Annotated in this window: 17 protein-coding genes, 1 pseudogene and 2 riboswitches; of the genes and pseudogenes, 7 read left to right on the forward strand and 11 right to left on the reverse strand. The window is 35.7% G+C overall.

Translation table 11 applies throughout. The features are described 5' to 3' along the window. Positions 1–19: 19 nt before the first annotated feature. The 3 genes from ACXY7N_RS09140 to ACXY7N_RS09150 all read right to left on the reverse strand — a co-directional run bounded on the left by ACXY7N_RS09140 (position 20) and on the right by ACXY7N_RS09150 (position 2,186). The gene (locus ACXY7N_RS09140; protein WP_016086473.1) at positions 20–1,195 is read right to left on the reverse strand and encodes an acetyl-CoA C-acetyltransferase; all 1,176 of its coding nucleotides are present in this window, start codon (positions 1,193–1,195) and stop codon (positions 20–22) included. 139 nt (positions 1,196–1,334) lie between these two features. Next, complete coding sequence (locus tag ACXY7N_RS09145; RefSeq protein WP_033659765.1) at positions 1,335–1,784, reverse strand: NUDIX hydrolase; 450 nt, start codon at positions 1,782–1,784, stop codon at positions 1,335–1,337. A 108-nt stretch (positions 1,785–1,892) separates the two neighbouring features. Beyond that, positions 1,893–2,186, reverse strand: a complete 294-nt coding sequence (locus tag ACXY7N_RS09150) for a DUF3928 family protein (protein WP_000288327.1) — start codon at positions 2,184–2,186, stop codon at positions 1,893–1,895. Between the two features lie 177 nt (positions 2,187–2,363). Between ACXY7N_RS09150 and ACXY7N_RS09155 the strand changes: the two genes are divergently transcribed. Then, positions 2,364–2,981: an ImmA/IrrE family metallo-endopeptidase gene (locus tag ACXY7N_RS09155; RefSeq protein ID WP_016086471.1), complete on the forward strand. Its 618-nt coding sequence runs from the start codon at positions 2,364–2,366 to the stop codon at positions 2,979–2,981. Positions 2,982–2,996: 15 nt separating this feature from the next. Here ACXY7N_RS09155 and ACXY7N_RS09160 read toward each other — a convergent pair. The 4 genes and pseudogenes from ACXY7N_RS09160 to ACXY7N_RS09175 form a co-directional block, all read right to left on the reverse strand. Then, positions 2,997–3,295 (reverse strand): annotated as a pseudogene (locus tag ACXY7N_RS09160) (DNA-binding protein). A 51-nt stretch (positions 3,296–3,346) separates the two neighbouring features. Then, the gene (locus ACXY7N_RS09165) at positions 3,347–4,108 is read right to left on the reverse strand and encodes a DUF1129 domain-containing protein (RefSeq protein WP_016135285.1); all 762 of its coding nucleotides are present in this window, start codon (positions 4,106–4,108) and stop codon (positions 3,347–3,349) included. Positions 4,109–4,124: 16 nt separating this feature from the next. Next, positions 4,125–4,889: a DUF1129 domain-containing protein gene (locus ACXY7N_RS09170; protein WP_016086469.1), complete on the reverse strand. Its 765-nt coding sequence runs from the start codon at positions 4,887–4,889 to the stop codon at positions 4,125–4,127. Then, a complete protein-coding gene (locus tag ACXY7N_RS09175; protein WP_116363311.1) occupies positions 4,889–5,221 on the reverse strand; it encodes a PadR family transcriptional regulator in 333 nt (110 codons plus the stop codon). The genes ACXY7N_RS09170 and ACXY7N_RS09175 overlap by 1 nt, the downstream gene beginning before the upstream one ends. Positions 5,222–5,416: 195 nt before the next feature. Here ACXY7N_RS09175 and ACXY7N_RS09180 point away from each other — a divergent pair, with 195 nt between their 5' ends. After that, the gene (locus ACXY7N_RS09180; RefSeq protein WP_116363312.1) at positions 5,417–6,193 is read left to right on the forward strand and encodes a 3-hydroxybutyrate dehydrogenase; all 777 of its coding nucleotides are present in this window, start codon (positions 5,417–5,419) and stop codon (positions 6,191–6,193) included. 132 nt (positions 6,194–6,325) lie between these two features. Here ACXY7N_RS09180 and ACXY7N_RS09185 read toward each other — a convergent pair whose 3' ends face one another. From ACXY7N_RS09185 to ACXY7N_RS09200, 4 genes are all read right to left on the reverse strand, one after another. Beyond that, positions 6,326–6,487 carry a YvrJ family protein gene (locus ACXY7N_RS09185; protein ID WP_016135288.1) on the reverse strand — a complete coding sequence of 54 codons (162 nt, stop codon included), beginning with the start codon at positions 6,485–6,487 and terminating at the stop codon, positions 6,326–6,328. A 74-nt stretch (positions 6,488–6,561) separates the two neighbouring features. Next, positions 6,562–7,617: an S-methyl-5-thioribose-1-phosphate isomerase gene (gene mtnA, locus ACXY7N_RS09190; RefSeq protein ID WP_488592367.1), complete on the reverse strand. Its 1,056-nt coding sequence runs from the start codon at positions 7,615–7,617 to the stop codon at positions 6,562–6,564. Continuing rightward, the gene (gene mtnK, locus ACXY7N_RS09195) at positions 7,614–8,795 is read right to left on the reverse strand and encodes an S-methyl-5-thioribose kinase (RefSeq protein WP_116363314.1); all 1,182 of its coding nucleotides are present in this window, start codon (positions 8,793–8,795) and stop codon (positions 7,614–7,616) included. The genes mtnA and mtnK overlap by 4 nt, the downstream gene beginning before the upstream one ends. Positions 8,796–8,884: 89 nt before the next feature. Continuing rightward, positions 8,885–9,026, reverse strand: a riboswitch (SAM riboswitch). A gap of 71 nt (positions 9,027–9,097) precedes the next feature. Further along, complete coding sequence (locus ACXY7N_RS09200; RefSeq protein ID WP_016086465.1) at positions 9,098–9,961, reverse strand: carbon-nitrogen family hydrolase; 864 nt, start codon at positions 9,959–9,961, stop codon at positions 9,098–9,100. Between the two features lie 14 nt (positions 9,962–9,975). Here ACXY7N_RS09200 and ACXY7N_RS09205 point away from each other — a divergent pair, with 14 nt between their 5' ends. From ACXY7N_RS09205 to ACXY7N_RS09225, 5 genes are all read left to right on the forward strand, one after another. After that, positions 9,976–11,154, forward strand: a complete 1,179-nt coding sequence (locus ACXY7N_RS09205; RefSeq protein WP_016086464.1) for a pyridoxal phosphate-dependent aminotransferase — start codon at positions 9,976–9,978, stop codon at positions 11,152–11,154. A gap of 64 nt (positions 11,155–11,218) precedes the next feature. Then, a riboswitch (SAM riboswitch) is annotated at positions 11,219–11,326 on the forward strand. Between the two features lie 64 nt (positions 11,327–11,390). Beyond that, positions 11,391–12,635: a 2,3-diketo-5-methylthiopentyl-1-phosphate enolase gene (gene mtnW / locus ACXY7N_RS09210; RefSeq protein ID WP_116363316.1), complete on the forward strand. Its 1,245-nt coding sequence runs from the start codon at positions 11,391–11,393 to the stop codon at positions 12,633–12,635. Next, positions 12,632–13,291: a 2-hydroxy-3-keto-5-methylthiopentenyl-1-phosphate phosphatase gene (gene mtnX, locus ACXY7N_RS09215; protein ID WP_016086462.1), complete on the forward strand. Its 660-nt coding sequence runs from the start codon at positions 12,632–12,634 to the stop codon at positions 13,289–13,291. The genes mtnW and mtnX overlap by 4 nt, the downstream gene beginning before the upstream one ends. Further along, positions 13,288–13,926 carry a methylthioribulose 1-phosphate dehydratase gene (locus tag ACXY7N_RS09220; RefSeq protein ID WP_016086461.1) on the forward strand — a complete coding sequence of 213 codons (639 nt, stop codon included), beginning with the start codon at positions 13,288–13,290 and terminating at the stop codon, positions 13,924–13,926. Before mtnX ends, ACXY7N_RS09220 begins: the two co-directional genes overlap by 4 nt. Next, positions 13,904–14,416, forward strand: coding sequence for a 1,2-dihydroxy-3-keto-5-methylthiopentene dioxygenase (locus ACXY7N_RS09225; RefSeq protein ID WP_016086460.1), 513 nt, complete (start codon positions 13,904–13,906; stop codon positions 14,414–14,416). The genes ACXY7N_RS09220 and ACXY7N_RS09225 overlap by 23 nt, the downstream gene beginning before the upstream one ends. Positions 14,417–14,647 lie beyond the last annotated feature (231 nt).

Here is a 14,647-nt window from a genome sequence, read left to right on the forward strand (position 1 = left end):
AGCAATAGCTGCTTCTTTTTTATAGTGCTTCTATAAATAATGCTACCCCAATACCGCCACCGACGCATAGAGAAGCAATTCCTTTTTCCAAGCCACGTCGTTTTAATTCATGAATTAAACTTACCGTAATACGAGCTCCCGTACAACCGATTGGGTGCCCAAGTCCTACACCACTACCGTTTACATTCACTTTTTCACGGTCTAAACCTAATTCTTTCTCTACAGCTAAATATTGAGCCGCGAAAGCTTCATTAATTTCAAGTAAATCAGCATCTTCTAATGACCAATCTACTTTTTCTAATCCTTTTCGAATCGCTGGTGCTGGTCCAATACCCATAATTTTCGGATCTACTCCAGCTACTGAATATCCAACAATTCTAGCTAACGGTTGTAAGCCTTTTTCTTTCGCTTTTTCTTCGCTCATTAATACAAGAACAGCACTTCCATCATTAAGGCCAGATGCATTCCCTGCCGTTACAGATCCATCTTTACGGAAAGCTGGTTTTAATCCTGCTAATTTTTCCGCTGTAATATCTGCACGTGGATGTTCATCCTTCGAAAATACTACTTCTTTTCTACGTTCTTTTATCGTAATAGGAACAATTTGATCGTCAAAGTATCCAGACTCGATTGCATTTAGTGCCAATGTATGACTACGAAGTGCAACTTCATCTTGTTCCTCTCTTGTAATTTCATATTGGTCAACTAAGTTTTCCGCTGTTTCCCCCATCATAATATGATGGATTGGATCTTCTAACACTTCCCACACTGTATCACGAATTTCTCCGTGCTGTAGACGTTGTCCCCAGCGGTGCTGTTTTAATGCATAAGGGCTTGAACTCATTGCTTCTACTCCACCTGCAACCACAACATCACTTACACCTAATTGAATTTGCATTGCAGCTGACATAATTGCTTGCATACCTGAAGAACATTGGCGTTGGATTGTATAACCCGTAACTGTGTCAGGAAATCCTGCCGCTAATGCAGCCGTTCTCGCCGTATTTGCTTCATCAGTTCTTTGAATGCAATGACCTAAAATCACTTCATCAACTTCGTGTGGTTCTACCCCGCCTCGTTTTACAGCTTCCTGAAGTACAGGAACAGCTAATTCTACTGGCGTTACATTTTTTAGCGCTCCTCCAAAAGTTCCAATTGGCGAACGAACTGCAGCTGTAATAACAACATTATGCATTTTGCACTTGCCCCTCTCTTATGTACCCTAGTCAGTTTTTAGGTGAAATTCCATAAGATGTATGTCTACAACTATCATACTATAAACATACTAAAAAATCAAAATATTTAATATAATAAAAATAGAAGGAATTAACCTTCTATTCTGTTAATGCGTATAGGAATTTTTGTAAAATCTTCTCTGTTGTTTTATTCAAATTCGGTAACTTATCTACCGGAAAATATTGAAGCTGTAATCCTTCATGATCAAGTTTAACTTCCCCACTCACATGATGCCCCTGATACAGATGAATGACATTAAAAATTTCATCTCCATTTGGATATTGGAAGTACACTTCTTTTCCCGAAAGAACCCCGATAAATTGCATAATTTTCGCATTGAGTCCCGTCTCTTCAAATAGTTCTCTGCGAGCAGTTTCTTCTGTCGTTTCTCCTAGCTCCATCGCGCCACCAGGTACACCCCAATCATATGTATCTGAACGATATTGAAGCAATACTTCTTGATTATCATTTAAGATAATAACTGCTGACCCTACTAGAATAAGCGGCCTTGTACCAACGACTTTGCGTAACTCTTCAATATACCCCAATATGTAAACTCTCCTTTCCTCACCCTCCCTTATCATAACAAAATTTTTCTCCTTTTGTTGATGTAATTTTAAAGAAAAAAAGGAAGCTTTCGCCTCCTTTTTTCACCTTTATTTCTTAAAACTTTCATATTTTACAGCTTCAAAAGCTTCTTCTATTTCATCATTACGATAATGGACATATGTAAAACGACCTAATTCTACTAATCTTGCTATTTCTTGTAACGCTTTATGTTGCTCATATGTTTCCTCCAGCTTAATATGTACATAAAACTTCATTAATGGATGTTCATATAAAGGTTCTCCCACCTCTACATATACATCTTCCACCCCTTGCACAACTCTTACATAACTTGCAAATTGATAAAGAGCTTCTCTGTCTGAAACGATTTTTAATGTATACATATATTCTCCCCCTTTCCTTTACTATATCAAAAAGACGATCACACTACGTTATAGAACTATGAAATTTTTTTGACTTCTAATCTACATATTCGCGTAATAAACAAGGCGTTTATCCATACATAGTACCTTTTTTCCACATATATTATAGGAAGAATTTCTTCAGTTGAGGTGTTCCTTATGGATCCATACGTCAATATATGTATTTGCATTACTCCAGGCGCTGATATTTCTGATGACCGTATTGCAAAAGATTTAGCAGTTGCAGAGTCAATTTGGCACCCCATTACATTTCAAATTCAAGAAGTAATTGTTTTAAATGAAATTTTCCGTTTTTCTGACCGTGAAATTAGTTATAAAGATTCTATTCAAAGTCAGGAAAAATTAGCATCCTTTTTCCAAACATGTGTAAATGAAGCTCCTGCATGCGACCTTTATATTTGTTATATTGGCAGTGATTATTTCAAAGAAACAGCAGTAATTGCCTGTGCTTACTCTTTAGCAAAACAGCAGCAACTTACTGGTTATATCGTTTTAACAAATTCAGCTGCTCCCATAAAAAACATATATACGCTCGCTCATGAAATTGGTCATATTTTATTTACAAGACGTGTTCACGGAAAACTTACTCACGCAGATCCTCATTCCCCAACTGGTTCGGAGCACCACCCCTCTCCAACAAACCTTATGTATCCGATAGTCCCGCGCCCAGAAAATGTTCATATTCAGTCCCTAATAACAAACGAACAAAAAGCACTCTCTTTACAAAGCTCTTTATTACAAAGAAAAAAACAGTAACGACCTTGTTACTGTTTAAAACAACTTATTCCAATCCACAAACCAAATCCCGGCTGCTAGAAATAAAAATAGGTAACTAAACATAAACGTAACACCTCTAAAAATCCCTATATAATATTTCTTTGGAAATAATTTTTTGCATATCCAAAGCAGCCACTTTCCTATTAAACCGAAGAACAAAACATAACCCGATGTGTCATCTAATAAAGTATTGAAATAGTCATCATGTACCTTTTTCGAAAAGGTAGTATATAGCCCCAAAATCGTTAAACCTAAAATATAATAGACAATATACCTAGAAATATACTTTGCATATTTGTTCCCCCCTTAATAAAAGATTCAGTTCGTGCACTATTAATATAAAGCTAGCTTACAGTTTTTTTCTCCTCATTTTTCAAAGACCATCTCATTAATACATATATACTTCCGTACAGAAATAAAGGCTCTAGCATTCCCCAATATGAGTTGTTCTTCCCTAATTCTTTAAATACAAACATAATGAATAGTGGTACGATAACAGCTAGTATTCCAATCCATCCAAGTATATACGCTTCACCTATTAACAGCACTAATAAAACCATTCCCGCTAGTATATAACTTTGCATAGTAGTTAATTGTAATACAGGTGTCCCATACCATTTATTCATAAACATTAATAATACTAGTAATAAAATTGGTAGCAATGCTGCTACATAAATAATGCTAAATTCTTTTATTTTACTCTTAAATGATGACATCTTAAAAGCAAAGATAATACCCACAATAGTAATCATTAAAACAATCGGGTACCCAATCAATTGTACATTCGTTAATGTAAATTCATGATTCGGACTTTCAAATAAAATATTTGTAAGTAACCAATATCCACCTATCCCAATTATCATTCCTAAAATAGTCTTTATACTCCCGCCTTTATCCTTCTCCATCTCTTTCGCTAATTCTTCCGCATACTCTTTTGGTGAATCACCAAATATATCACTTACCGTCTTTCCTTCTTGCTCTCCTTCTATTAAATGAAGCTCTGCATCTTCTATAAAGGCATCCACATCTTCTTCTTTCATTCCCTTTGTTATTAAATACACTTTCGTATCAATTAAAAACTTTTCCCCTTCTTTAGAAATCTTCATAATAATCCCTCCCTTATTAAACAGTTTCTCTTCTATTCGTCTTCATCATAATTTCAAGGAAAATTAAAATAAATAAACTTCCATATAAACATATAATTTGAAATAACATTGGCACGAGATCTTCAGATGTAAATGTTTTAAACACTAACATAATAGAAAGTGGAATAATTAAATATAAGTTTTTAAACCATCCTTCAACATACATATTTATCGCTACTGTGATAATAAAAATACCTCCAGCTAATATATAACTTTGCATTTCGGTGAATGTGAGCATTTTTGTAGGATATATCACATCTAATATACTAACAGCTCCTATTAAAAACATTGGCGCAATCATGACTAAAGACCACATAGAAAACCATGTTTTTGTAAATCTTGTTACGAAGGTCATTTTCCGAAGTAGAAAATTAGGACCCATTACAGCTACGATCAATGTAAAACTATAGCCAATGCACTGAATAAGTGAAATTTGTAAAACTCCGTTATTCACTATTAAGATGGAAGCAATAATCCAAAACGACACGATATTCATTACCGTAAATCCAATTTGCTTCCACGTTTCCTGTCTATCCCTTTCCATTACTTTTACAAGTTCATTTGCATATTCTTTCGGTGAGCTTCCGAAAATTTCTTCTACGCTTTTCCCATCACTCTCACCTTCTATTAAATGAAGTTCTGCGTCTTCGATAAAGCTTTCGATGTCACTTTCTTTCACACTCTTTGCCGCTAAAAATAATCTCATATCTAATAAAAACTTTCGTGCTTCACTGGATAGCATTATTTTTCTCTCCCCTTCCCCTCAAGTAGACGCTCTACACTACTTTGCATCGCTTCCCAGCGATCCATAAATTCATTAAGTGCTTCCTCGCCTTTTTCTGTTAATGTATAGTATTTTCGCTTTGGTCCAGATGGAGATTCCTTCATTACACTTGTTATTAATCCTTCCTTTTGCATTCGTATTAATAACGGATAAATACTTCCTTCACTTGCCATGGTAAAGCCATACTTCGCTAGCTTTTCACTCATTTCATAACCGTATATTTCACCTTCAGAAATAATAGCAAGTAAGCATCCTTCTAAAATCCCTTTCAGCATTTGACTTGTCGACATAACTCAAATCCTCCCACTATCTTGTTTTACAAGATAGACAAGCGTAAGTATCTTGCTTTACAAAATAGTATAGCAAGGACTATTTTGTAAAGCAAGATAGCTAGCGATATTTTTCCAAATCTTTGCAGGATTTTTATTATCCACTCTCTAAATAGAGCAATATGAGAACTTTATTACGAAAGGATGTTTTTCACCATGGTTACGAATCGAGTTGTTTTTTTAACAGGTGCTGCAAGTGGTATTGGTTATGAAATGGGAAACGCTTTTGCAAAAGAAGGTGCAAAAGTTGTTATTACCGATCGTCTTGAAGAACGTGCAATAGAAGCTGCTAACCAATTACAAAAAGAAGGCTATCAAGCTATCGGTTTAAAATGTGATGTTACATCTGAAGAAGTAGTTACAGCTGCAATTTCTCAAACAATTAATCATTTCGGTTCATTAGATATATTAATTAACAACGCAGGAATGCAACACGTGTCACCAATTGAAGATTTTCCAACCGAAAAGTTCGAACTACTTATTAAAATTATGCAAATCGCCCCTTTTATCGCAATTAAGCATGCTTTCCCGATTATGAAAAAGCAAAAATATGGTCGTATTATTAATGTAGCTTCCATTAATGGCCTCGTTGGATTCGCTGGAAAAGCTGCCTACAATAGCGCGAAACATGGCGTAATTGGATTAACAAAAGTTGCCGCTTTAGAAGGCGCTACTCACGGTATTACTGTAAATGCTCTTTGTCCTGGTTACGTCGATACCCCTCTTGTGCGTAATCAACTACAAGATTTAGCTACTACACGAAATGTACCACTTGAAAATGTTTTAGAAGATGTCATTTATCCACTTGTACCACAAAAACGCTTATTACAAGTACAAGAAATCGCGGATTATGCTATGTTTTTAGCAAGTGAAAAAGCTAAAGGGATAACTGGACAAGCTGTCGTTATCGATGGTGGTTATACTGCTCAATAAAGTGAAACTTTATTGAGTGGGGGTTTTCTTTATCCCCCACCTAACTTCTTTGCTTTCACTGAAGTTTAAGGTGGGGTCTTACTGCCCATTAATGCGGGATAAAAAATAAGGTTTGCTCACGAAGAGCAAACCTTATTTTTTATCCCGAGGATCGTCATACTGTAGTAATTCCCGCGGCAACTTTTCTATTGCAACAATTACCCCATCTAATTTACTTTCAATTCGATGGAGTAAATATAATGTTACAACAATGGGAAACCCTACATTACCTATCATTTTGATCCACTCTTCCATCTTTTTCGCCTCCTTTCATTATATAAATAAGAGAAAAGAACATATTTAGGCATAAAAAAACAAGCTATTATGTATTAGCTTGTTTTTTCAAACAATGATGCAATTTCTCGCTTATAATCCCCACGTATAATTCCTTTTTCAGTAATAATACCTGTAATTAATTCATTCGGTGTTACGTCAAATGCAGGATTATAAACATCAGTTCCAATTGGCGCCACTTGTTTCCCCAAAATTTTCGTAACTTCTGTTTCATCTCTTTCTTCAATAACAATTTCTGTACCTGTTTGTTTCGTAATATCAAACGTAGATAACGGAGCTGCAACGTAGAACGGGATATCGAAATACTTTGCTAATATCGCTAAATTCATTGTTCCGATTTTATTTGCTGTATCTCCATTTGCAACAATTCGGTCCGCTCCTACAATAATCGCGTTTATTTCTTTCGTTTGAATAGCATGCGCTGCCGTATTATCTGTAATAAGTGTTACATCAATAGCTGCCTGTTTTAATTCCCAGGTCGTTAAACGTCCGCCTTGTAAAACAGGTCTCGTTTCACACGCATACGCATGTAAATGTACACCTTTTTCTTTCCCAATATAAAACGGTGCTAATGCAGTACCATATCTAGCAGTTGCAATACTGCCAGCGTTACAAATTGTTAAAATATTATTCCCGTCTTTAAAGCATGTTAATGCATGTTCTCCAATACTCCGGCATACCGCTTCATCTTCTTGCTGAATGAGAAGCGCTTCTTCTTCTAATATTTTTTGTGCTTCTTTTATTGTAGTAATATCTTGAATAGATTCTCTCATACGATCGATTGCCCAAAATAAATTGACTGCTGTCGGACGTGATGTTCCTAAATAATTACAATCTCTATTAAACTTCTTTTGAAATTCTTCCATATGTACAGTGTTATATTTTTTGGATGCAAGCGCCAAGCCAAATGCAGCTACAATTCCAATTGCAGGTGCTCCTCGCACTTCTAACATGACAATACTCTTCCATACCTCTTCAATCGTCGTTAATGTGTTATATTCTGTGCTATGCGGCAACTTTGTTTGATTTAATACTGCAATAGCATCCCCTTTCCAACTGACAGACCTCGGAATAGTAACAATTGTACTCATGCTTTTATCCCTCCAGAAACCGTCTGTTGAAATAATGTTCGGAACAGTTGAATATCAGCACTCTTAGATTCATATTTTATTAGTTCTTTACCTAAGGATAGCGCTTGTTTCTTAGCTTGAATTCTCGCTTCTTTATTTGCTATTTCATCTAAATCAGCTACATGTGCTAAGCCAATTGTTCTACGGATAAGCTCACATCCGGCAAATCCGACAGCATCCGTAAAAATATTTTGCAAAATAATTGGTAGCCATTGCTTTTCTTTCGTATATGCCTCTACACCTTCTCCAATCCATAACCTCGTAAAAGTTTCTACAAAATAACTCCACGTCTTCTCTATATGGAAAAATAGCAAATTTCTCTGTTCTTCTTCTCTAGATAGAGCATTTAATAATAGATTTGCAATAAATTGACCAAGATCAAATCCAAATGGGCCATATGTTGCAAATTCCGGATCAATCACTTTCGTTTCAGAAGGTGATGAAAAAATACTACCAGTATGTAAATCACCGTGAATAAGCGCTTCTTTTCTCGTTAAAAATTTATATTTATATTGCGCGACTTTTAACTTTAAAGTTTTGTCACTCCACAATTCATCAACCGCTAGTTGTAACTCCGGCTCATAATCATTCGTATCGTAATGACCGAACGGATCTGTAAACACTAAATCTTCTGTAATCTTACAAAGGTCTGGGTTTACAAATGTACCTTCTAGTACCCTTTTCTCTTCTGACTGCAAACCGAAATCTGAGGTGTAAAATAAAACATGTGCTAGAAAACGACCGATATGCTGAGATAAAAGTGGGTACTCTTCTCCGCCTATCAATCCCCTTCTTGTAATTGTTAACCTTGATAAGTCTTCTATGACTGTTACCGCTAACTCTTCATCATGACTGTACACTACCGGAACATAATCTGGTACATACTTCGCAAAGATTTGCAGTGCCTTGCTTTCAATCGTTGCTCTTTTTATAGACAATGGCCAGCTCTCACCAACTACTTTCGCATATGGCAATGCTTGTTTTAATATAATAGACTTCTCTCCATTATCTAATTTGAACACGTAATTTAAATTTCCATCTCCAATTTCATGACAAACTACATTTGCTTTCTTTTCAAAATAACCGTGTTCTTTTGCATATTGTATAGCTGTTTTTTCAGTTAATGAATAATATCCCATCGTCTTCTCCCCCTTTTAAATTCAGAGGTTTTTCTAACACAGAAAAACCTCTTTCCACTAAGAAAGAGGTTTGAAGTTTATCTTCTCCCCTCTTATCTGCCAGAAAGTAAACTTTCTGCTGGAATTAGCACCGTGCCTTTTGGCGTAAATAAACGCCCCATTTCACAATGGTATTACGGTCGGTTGCTGGGCTTCATCGGGCCAAATCCCTCCACCTGCTCTTGATAAGAGTTGTATAATTTTTTAAATTTTTAACTTTATGTTGAAGACTATACCAAGAATAAAAATCACTTGTCAACATTTTATTTGTATAATTCTGGACGACGATCTGCAAAAACCGGAATTCCTTTGCGTACTTCTTTAATTTTCTCGAATGTAAGCTCTCCAAATAAAATTGATTCTTCTTCATTCGCTTCCACAACAACTTCGCCCCAAGGATCGACAATTAAAGAATGACCGGCAAACTCATTATTCGGATCCTTTCCTGCCCTATTACATGCAACAACATAACACTGATTTTCGACTGCTCTTGCTTGCAATAACAAACGCCAATGTGCTAAACGAACTAATGGCCATTCTGCTACAACAAATAAAACCTTTGCACCTTTAGCAGTATGAACACGCATCCACTCTGGGAAACGAATGTCATAACAAATTGTGCCGGCGCACTCAACATCATCTAGCTTAAATTCACCTGTACTATTTCCAGCGATTAAATATTTATGTTCATCCATAAGCTGAAATAAATGAACTTTACTATATTCATTGACTAGTTCTCCTTCCTTGTTTACTACATACATTGTATTTGTAACACCTTGCTCTGCTTGCTTCGCTATAGACCCACCGACAATATGTACACCATATTGCTTCGACCATTCTTTCAGCTTTTCTTTCGTTTGCAATCCATCCCTATCTGCAATTTCAGAAAGTCTTGTTAAATCATATCCTGTTGTCCATAGTTCTGGTAAGACGATAACATCTGGTCTTTCCTTCATCGCTTCGCTTATTTTACTTTTAGCGTTCTCAATATTTTTTTCTACATCTCCAAAGACAATATCCATTTGAATACATGCGACTTTCATTTTGTCAGCCCCATTCATAATTTTTTCTTTACAAAATACTGGAAAGATTATATCATTTGTCACTAGAATTGTAACAACTTTCAAAAGAGGTGGAAAGTATGAAATTATTTCAACCTTCTGAGATAGTAACATCATTGCCAACACAATTTTTCGCTTCACTTGTTGCAAAAGTTAACAAAGTCGTTGCAGCTGGTCACGATGTTATTAATCTAGGTCAAGGTAATCCAGATCAACCAACACCGCAGCATATCGTAAAAGCTTTACAAAATGCTGCTGAAAAGACCGTTCATCATAAATATCCACCATTTCGCGGACACGAAAGCTTAAAAGAAGCCGTGGCAACATTCTATCAACGTGAATATGATGTAGTAGTAAATCCAAAAACAGAAGTTGCTATTTTGTTTGGCGGAAAGGCTGGATTAGTAGAGTTACCAGTTTGTTTTACAAACCCTGGTGATACTATTCTTGTTCCAGATCCAGGCTATCCAGATTATTTATCAGGAGTTGCTTTAGCAAAAGCACAATTTGAAACAATGCCGCTTATTGCAGAAAATAATTTTTTACCAGATTATACAAAAATTGATAACTCTATTGCCGAGCGTGCGAAATTAATGTTTTTAAACTATCCAAATAATCCTACCGGTGCTACTGCATCAAAAGATTTCTTTGATGAGACCATTCATTTTGCAAATAAACATAATATATTAGTTGTTCACGATTTTGCTTACGGTGCTATTGGGTTTGATGGTCAAAAGCCCGTTAGTTTCTTACAAGCAGACGGTGCCAAAGATACAGGAATTGAAATTTACACTTTATCGAAAACTTTCAATATGGCTGGATGGCGTATTGCTTTTGCCGTAGGGAATGAAAGTGTCATTGAAACAATTAACTTATTACAAGATCATATGTATGTTAGTATTTTTGGTGCAGTTCAAGATGCTGCCCGTGAAGCACTTTTAAGTTCACAATCTTGCGTCGTAGATCTTGTAAATAGTTACGAATCTCGCAGAAATGCTCTTATTTCAGCTTGTCACTCAATTGGTTGGAATGTAGACATTCCAACAGGATCATTCTTTGCATGGCTTCCTGTACCAGAAGGATATACATCTGAGCAATTCTCTGATATTTTACTAGAAAAAGCACACGTTGCAGTTGCTCCTGGTGTTGGATTTGGTGAGCACGGCGAAGGCTATGTCCGCGTTGGTCTCTTGCATACAGAAGATAGATTACGAGAAGCCATTAATCGAATTGATAAATTAAATTTTTTCAAAAAATAATTGACAACATGAAAAATATCTGACAAAATTCAGTTATCTTAAAAATTTAAACATTTCTAAATACTTCTTATCAAGAGCAGGTGGAGGGACGAGCCCGACGAAGCCCGGCAACCGATCTACATAATTGTAGACACGGTGCTAATTCTCGCAGCATTACGCTGACAGATAAGGAGCTGGTTGTAAAAAAACCTCTCCTTAGCTGAGAGGTTTTTTTATTTAACTAGGAGGGTATAACAATGAGCGGAATTATAGCGACGTATTTAATCCATGATGATTCACATAACTTAGAAAAAAAGGCCGAGCAAATTGCACTCGGTTTAACAATTGGCTCTTGGACTCATTTGCCACACTTATTGCAAGAGCAACTAAAACAGCATAAAGGTAACGTCATCCATGTTGAGGAATTAGCTGAACAAGAACATACCAATTCGTATTTACGTAAAAAAGTAAAACGCGGGATTATTAAAATCGAATATCCGTTATTAAACTTCAGTCCAGACTTACCAGCAATTTTAACAACTACATTCGGAAAACTATCACTTGATGGCGAAGTGAAATTAATTGACTTAACTTTTTCAGACGAGTTAAAAAAACATTTTCCTGGTCCAAAGTTCGGCATAGATGGTATTCGAAACCTTTTACAAGTGCATGATCGTCCCCTTTTAATGAGTATTTTTAAAGGAATGATTGGACGAAATATTGGGTATTTAAAAACGCAATTACGCGATCAAGCAATTGGTGGTGTAGATATAGTAAAAGATGATGAAATATTATTTGAGAATACATTAACACCTCTTACGAAACGCATTGTATCTGGAAAAGAAGTTTTACGATCCGTATATGAAACATACGGACATAAAACGTTATATGCCGTAAATTTAACAGGACGAACTTTTGATTTAAAAGAAAATGCGAAACGCGCAGTGCAAGCTGGGGCTGATATTCTATTATTTAACGTATTTGCTTACGGACTAGATGTACTACAATCACTTGCAGAAGATGATGAAATCCCAGTCCCTATTATGGCACACCCTGCTGTAAGTGGTGCTTACTCAGCATCAAAGTTATATGGAATTTCATCTCCATTATTACTCGGAAAGCTATTACGTTATGCTGGCGCTGACTTTTCATTATTCCCATCTCCATACGGAAGTGTTGCGTTAGAAAAAGAGGAAGTTCTTGCTATCTCAAAACATTTAACTGAAGACGATGCATTTTTCAAGAAGAGTTTTTCTGTTCCGTCTGCTGGTATTCACCCTGGTTTCGTTCCCTTTATTCTACGAGATTTCGGTAAAGATGTTGTTATTAATGCTGGCGGAGGAATACACGGACATCCAAATGGAGCACAGGGCGGCGGTAAAGCTTTCCGTACTGCAATTGATGCTACTTTGCAAAATAAACCACTCCATGAAGTAAATGACATAAATTTGCATAGTGCACTACAAATATGGGGAAATCCTTCTCATGGGGTGAAATTATGAGTATTCAAGTATTTTGTGATTTCGATGGAACGATTACAAATAATGATAACATTATGTCCATTATGGAAAAATTCGCACCACCAGAAGCCGAAGAAGTAAAGAATAGAATTTTATCACAAGAGCTGTCTATTCAAGAAGGTGTTTCTCAATTATTTCAATTAATACCTACTAATCTGCACGATGATATGATTCAGTTTTTAATAGAAACTGCTGAAATCCGTAGTGGTTTTCATGAATTTATACAATTTGTAAATGAAAAGAATATTTCTTTTTACGTTATATCAGGTGGAATGGATTTCTTCGTCTATCCACTCTTACAAGGACTCATTCCAAAAGAGCGAATTTACTGTAATGAAACAGATTTTTCAAGTGAATACATTACCGTTAAGTGGCCTCATCCTTGTGATCATCATTGTCAAAATCATTGCGGATTATGTAAATCATCACTAATCCGTAAATTAAGTGATACGAATGACTTCCATATTGTGATTGGAGATTCAATTACTGATTTACAAGCTGCGAAACAAGCGGATAAAGTGTTCGCTCGTGATTTCCTTATTAAAAAGTGTGAAGAAAATCATATTTCTTATACACCTTTTGAAACATTTCACGATGTTCAAGCTGCATTAAAACATTTGTTGGAGGTGAAATTATGAAACAACTGTTTCGTCAATGGTATGACTTAAGCGAGATAAAAAAAGAATTAACAACACGAAATTGGTTTCCAGCAACGAGTGGTAATATTTCTATAAAGGTTAGTCATGAACCACTTACTTTTCTCATTACAGCAAGTGGTAAAGATAAAACAAAAACTACTCCAGATGATTTTCTATTAGTAGATTATCTAGGGGTTCCCGTATTAGAGACTGAATTACGTCCTTCAGCAGAAACAATCTTGCATACACATATTTATAACAATACGAATGCCGGGTGCGTACTTCATGTTCATACAACTGATAACAATGTCATCACAAATTTATATGGTGATGTAGTCACCCTTCAAAATCAAGAAATTATTAAAGCTCTCGATATTTGGGAAGAAGATGCAACAATTCACATTCCTATTATTGAAAACCATGCCCATATCCCAACGCTTGGAGAAAACTTCCGAAAGCATATACAAGGTGACTCGGGAGCAGTATTAATCCGTAACCATGGTATTACCGTATGGGGACGAGATAGCTTTGATGCAAAGAAAAGATTAGAGGCTTACGAGTTTTTATTCCAATTTCATATAAAACTATTATCAATTCAAGGAGGCGTTTCTAATGGCGCAAATTCGTATTCATGAAATAAATACTCGCATTGAAAATGAGGTGGAAGTATCTAAATTTCTACAAGAGGAAGGCGTTTTATATGAGAAATGGAACATCTCTAAGCTTCCTACTCATTTAAATGAAAATTATTCGTTAACAGATGAAAACAAGGCTGAAATATTAGCTGTGTTTTCAAAAGAAATCGCTGATGTTTCAGCGCGCCGAGGTTATAAAGCACATGATGTCATTTCACTTTCTGATAGCACACCTAACCTTGATGAATTGTTAATTAATTTCCAAAAAGAACACCATCATACTGATGATGAAGTTCGCTTTATTGTTAGTGGGCATGGCATCTTTGCTATTGAAGGAAAAGATGGGAAGTTCTTTGACGTTGAACTTGAGCCAGGCGATCTCATATCTGTTCCTGAAAATGCAAGACATTATTTTACCTTGCAAGATGATCGCCAAGTTGTAGCTATTCGTATTTTTGTTACAACTGAAGGCTGGGTTCCAATCTATTAAGGTAGTTAGTTGAATAAAAGGACTTGGACCCCCTTTTCCAACCTTTTATTCACTCTACATATATACATCCTCCTATGGAACAGGCTTATTTCAAAAATGAAATAAGCCTGATTTTTTATTTTTCTCAAACGTATGAATCCATCCGTTCAAAAACAATCTTCTCCTTCTAGTTTTCAAGTGTATTTCTTAATACTTTTTGAACATTTATTGAACTTTTTTTGAATTTTTTCT

This window comes from Bacillus sp. 5w2 (assembly GCF_054353775.1).